The organism is Microcoleus sp. Pol8_D6, assembly GCF_036700965.1.
GTDB lineage: Bacteria > Cyanobacteriota > Cyanobacteriia > Cyanobacteriales > Microcoleaceae > Microcoleus.
This window is the reverse complement of the sequence record NZ_JAUBPW010000142.1, coordinates 1-3,600: the sequence shown is the minus strand read 5'-3', so window position 1 is coordinate 3,600 and position 3,600 is coordinate 1. Positions and strand designations below refer to the sequence as shown.

General features: G+C 41.4%; 4 protein-coding genes. All 4 read left to right on the top strand.

Annotated features, from left to right (window positions below; genetic code table 11):
- Positions 1 to 692 precede the first annotated feature (692 nt).
- The 4 genes from QUA10_RS28700 to QUA10_RS28685 all read left to right on the top strand — a co-directional run bounded on the left by QUA10_RS28700 (position 693) and on the right by QUA10_RS28685 (position 3,526).
- Complete coding sequence (locus QUA10_RS28700) at positions 693 to 1,364, top strand: hypothetical protein (RefSeq protein WP_333085914.1); 672 nt, start codon at positions 693 to 695, stop codon at positions 1,362 to 1,364.
- A 415-nt stretch (positions 1,365 to 1,779) separates the two neighbouring features.
- On the top strand, positions 1,780 to 1,953 hold the full coding sequence (locus QUA10_RS28695) for a type II toxin-antitoxin system ParD family antitoxin (protein ID WP_333085915.1): 174 nt from the start codon (positions 1,780 to 1,782) through the stop codon (positions 1,951 to 1,953).
- A 206-nt stretch (positions 1,954 to 2,159) separates the two neighbouring features.
- On the top strand, positions 2,160 to 2,381 hold the full coding sequence (locus tag QUA10_RS28690) for a hypothetical protein (protein WP_333085918.1): 222 nt from the start codon (positions 2,160 to 2,162) through the stop codon (positions 2,379 to 2,381).
- A 284-nt stretch (positions 2,382 to 2,665) separates the two neighbouring features.
- Entirely contained in the window at positions 2,666 to 3,526 is an 861-nt protein-coding gene (locus QUA10_RS28685) for a hypothetical protein (protein WP_333085919.1), read from the top strand.
- Positions 3,527 to 3,600: the final 74 nt, after the last annotated feature.

Here is a 3,600-nt window from a genome sequence, read left to right as displayed (position 1 = left end):
TACTCGGCATTGACTTTTCATAAATATGGTTATATTGTATAATACAATATGCGTTTTAAATGCACAACAGCTTAGCTTGAGGATGATGGGTTGTATTTGGGAAGTATACGAGTTTTAAGTCAATACGCTTGGGTTCAGAATAATTTGACTTCCTTTCACAAATCTGGAATTCCCAAAAATCCGTGAAATGAAATTCGTCTGAAAGCGCTAACCCAAGCGTATTGAGTTATAAGTCGGTTTTTGGTAACTCAATTTAAGTGCTGAACTTTAGGAATAAGGCAAGAGACATAAAGGATGGCGGTTGGTCTAAAAAAACCAGTGGTTGCCTGGTTTGGATTTAAAATAGTTGCCAACTTTAGAGTCGGCAACAGTTGTTTAGGCTATCCCAAGTGCCGCCTAAAAGGTCGCAGCCTGGTTAGCCATCTGTAATCTTTTTACAAACGGCTAGGTTAGCGTCTGTTACCATTAAGAGCAAAAGGCTTGTTAAAGCGATAGCGAGCAGTTTTTTCAGAACGGTGAGCTCAGATGTATGAACTTCACCGATGCAGCACTGTTAAGTGCGACTTTAATTCGGAACGGTTAGATTTTAAAAAAGATTTTTAGAGGAAGGTGGATGGGAAAATATTGTTTGAATTTAAATTTAAAGATTATGACTATAATGTAACTGAGTTTCCCACTTACCGAGCTTTTTTATGAGTAACTCAATTCCCTCCCAGCCGCAATCCACAATAGATGATACAACCCGTTATCCGTGCTTGATGGAACTGATAGAAGCAGAAGATGCAGCTAATGGAGAAGTTGGCTGCGGTCGGAAGTTAGGTAATCAACCTTCAGTTGATCTGAAAACCTGCGGTATCAATATCTCTGATGAAAAGCTAAGAAATTTGTTAAGGGAGTATTTAGGTCATTTATTGATGGAGCAAGATTTTGACTCAATCATCAACCAGGTGAGTCATTTCGTAGAGTCATTAGTCGTGCAGGAACACACTCAATTAGAGCAGACAAGACCAGCATTAATGGTCTTAGAATCAGTTTTTGAGCAAATTCCTGCGAAAGAACTCAAACAATGTATTGAGTCAGAATTGGGGGAGTTTTGTTCGGAAACTGCGATCGAGCAAATTGTTCAGTACACTGGTCAAGTGATTTACTATTCACTTCTCCAACCTCGACATAAGTGGCCCAAACCTATTTGGGTACTAAGTGCTCTTGAGAAGGTGTATATTGCTCAGGCATCTAGTTTAGATGCAGCAATTGCCCAAGTTAAAGCACAATATCCCGACGAAACCGGAGAGCTGCAAGTAATAAAAGTCGGAGGTGTTCTTGCACCAAACCAAGTGATTTGCTTGGACTTAATAAACAATTAATAAAAAATGCGGAACGAATTTGGTAGCTTTGAACGCATCCCAACCTGCGTCATATCCCCTTTCTTAAGCATGGGGATTCTTTAGCTTTTAGTTCCTACTCCCTCTTAAAAGACATTTTTACAGGCTTGTAATTGACTGTTTTGATTTTTATCGGCTTAGTTGGAAATCCACTTGGGGCATGATTGGTTCATTTCGAGCGATCGCGAGATTTACTTTAGCAATTGCTCAAATCGCTTGTACACAAGAGCGAGTTTTTTAGTGCAATAATAACAACAATTGCTATTCCCTGTTATTAAAGCGAAAATGGAATAGCCCAAATTACAGGAGGACTCAGGCATGAACGTGTCTTTGACACCGGAGTTAGCAGTATGTCCAGGAGAAAGTCTCAAGCGGACTATATTATTCTGCTAGCGAGGTGATCCGTGAAGGGTTGCGCCTGCTGAAAGAACGGGAAGAATTCCAGCAAACTCGCTTGCAGGAATTGTGGCAGGAAATCCAGGTTGGGCTAGACAGTGGTGAAGCAACTCCGCTGGATATGTCAGCAATCAAGGCCGCATCGCGGCAGCGCCGACAGAGGAAACCTCAGTAATGGCAACGATCGTTTTTCTTAAAAGACATTTTTACCAACTTCGTAGAATTGCCCAGTGCTGAGAGCCGTTAGGTAACTTTCATAGAGCGGCCCCCTCCATGTGGAGGGGGTAATTTTTACGAAACAAAATTGCTCACAGGAATGAAGTTGCAGGAACTAGATGCGATTTAAATTGGAATTGTTTACCACATAAAATAACAAAAACCATGCACAATTCATGGACTGAACCTAATTCTGGCTATAGCAAATCGGGTTACGAGTCCGAACCTGATTTGACAGTTAGTTACTCATCATCCACAGAAGTTCGTCAAGGTAATTTTGACGACGCTTACCAAGAAAATGTCTATGACTTGTCAAACTTAGCAGATACTCCTTGGACAGATTCAGCAGTCCGCCCGAATCCACAGTTGGAGCTGGAGCTTGATTAAAGAAATGTAGTCCTGGACGCATCAACCTAAAAAACCCGGTTTGTTGTTCTCATTCTCAACCTAAAATGACGAACTTACCCTCAAAAACCGGGTTTTTGGGTAAGTCCTAAAATGGAGAGGGGGGAGCAGGAAAGGGAGAGAGGGATAGGGAGGTTTAGCTGATTGGTTATTTCTGCAAGGCTGCTCTAGTTTGGGTAATGTTTTAAAGACAGTACAAATGTTTTTTAAATCCGAAGTATAGCAGCTTTTTTTACCGGATTGTAGTTAAGAAAAATAGGATGCCAATGAACATTCCAAAGCAGTTAAAAAAATTAAGCCAGGTAGGATCTGCTTTAATAGCTGCCAGTACACTCTGCCTAATTTTTGCTTTCATCTGCATTATTTTCTTAAGCTTTCCATCAATTGCTAGCGCTAGTTCCTTACCTACTAAAATTTGGGAAAAAGAACAATCTAGAGTTTTGCTGCCAGATTGGAACCAGATTACCTTTAGTTCCCTGCCTGCGGTTGCTAGTTCTGGAAGTTCTGGCGGTCGAAGCTGGCAAGCCGGCACTTCTGTTGACAACATCTTGAAGCTGGGGGACATTAACGATGTAAAACCTGAAATTCTTTCTTTGCAAGCAATTGAACAATTGGCACTAGGGGATATCAATTTAGAGAATATCAGCTTGTCCGCATTTCCCTTAGCTGGTAAGCAAACTGTCGGTCACTTGGCTGAAATTGTTCCGAATCTTAGCCAATTTCAATTGAGCGATGTTCCTCCACTTGCTTCTTTATCTTCTCAAATAGCCGGAGTGAACCCTAACATCAACCAATTACCAATTGGTCAAGCTGTAAAACAAGTACCGCAACTAGCGCAGGCAAAACTTAACCAAATTGACCTATCTGAGTTTGCGCTCGCCCAAATTCCCAATCTTAATAGCGTAAATTTAGAACAGTTCTCTGGCTGGTCAGAGGAACTCATCAGCAATATTCCGCTGCTGAGTCAAGTCCCGCTTTCTACTTTTCCGGTTCCTATTGCGTCTATTGGCAGCACAATCATGCGAATTGACATGATTTACAGTCGGTACGAAAGCAAACGCAATAACACAATTTCCGGTTCTGATGTAGAAGGATTTGCGGTAGCCTGCGAGAAAGATTGCGCTTAGGTAGTGGCCAAGAAGTAATGATGGTAAGATAGTAGCCTTGATAAGTTTTTTGTGAACTATGCCGAATTGTCCCG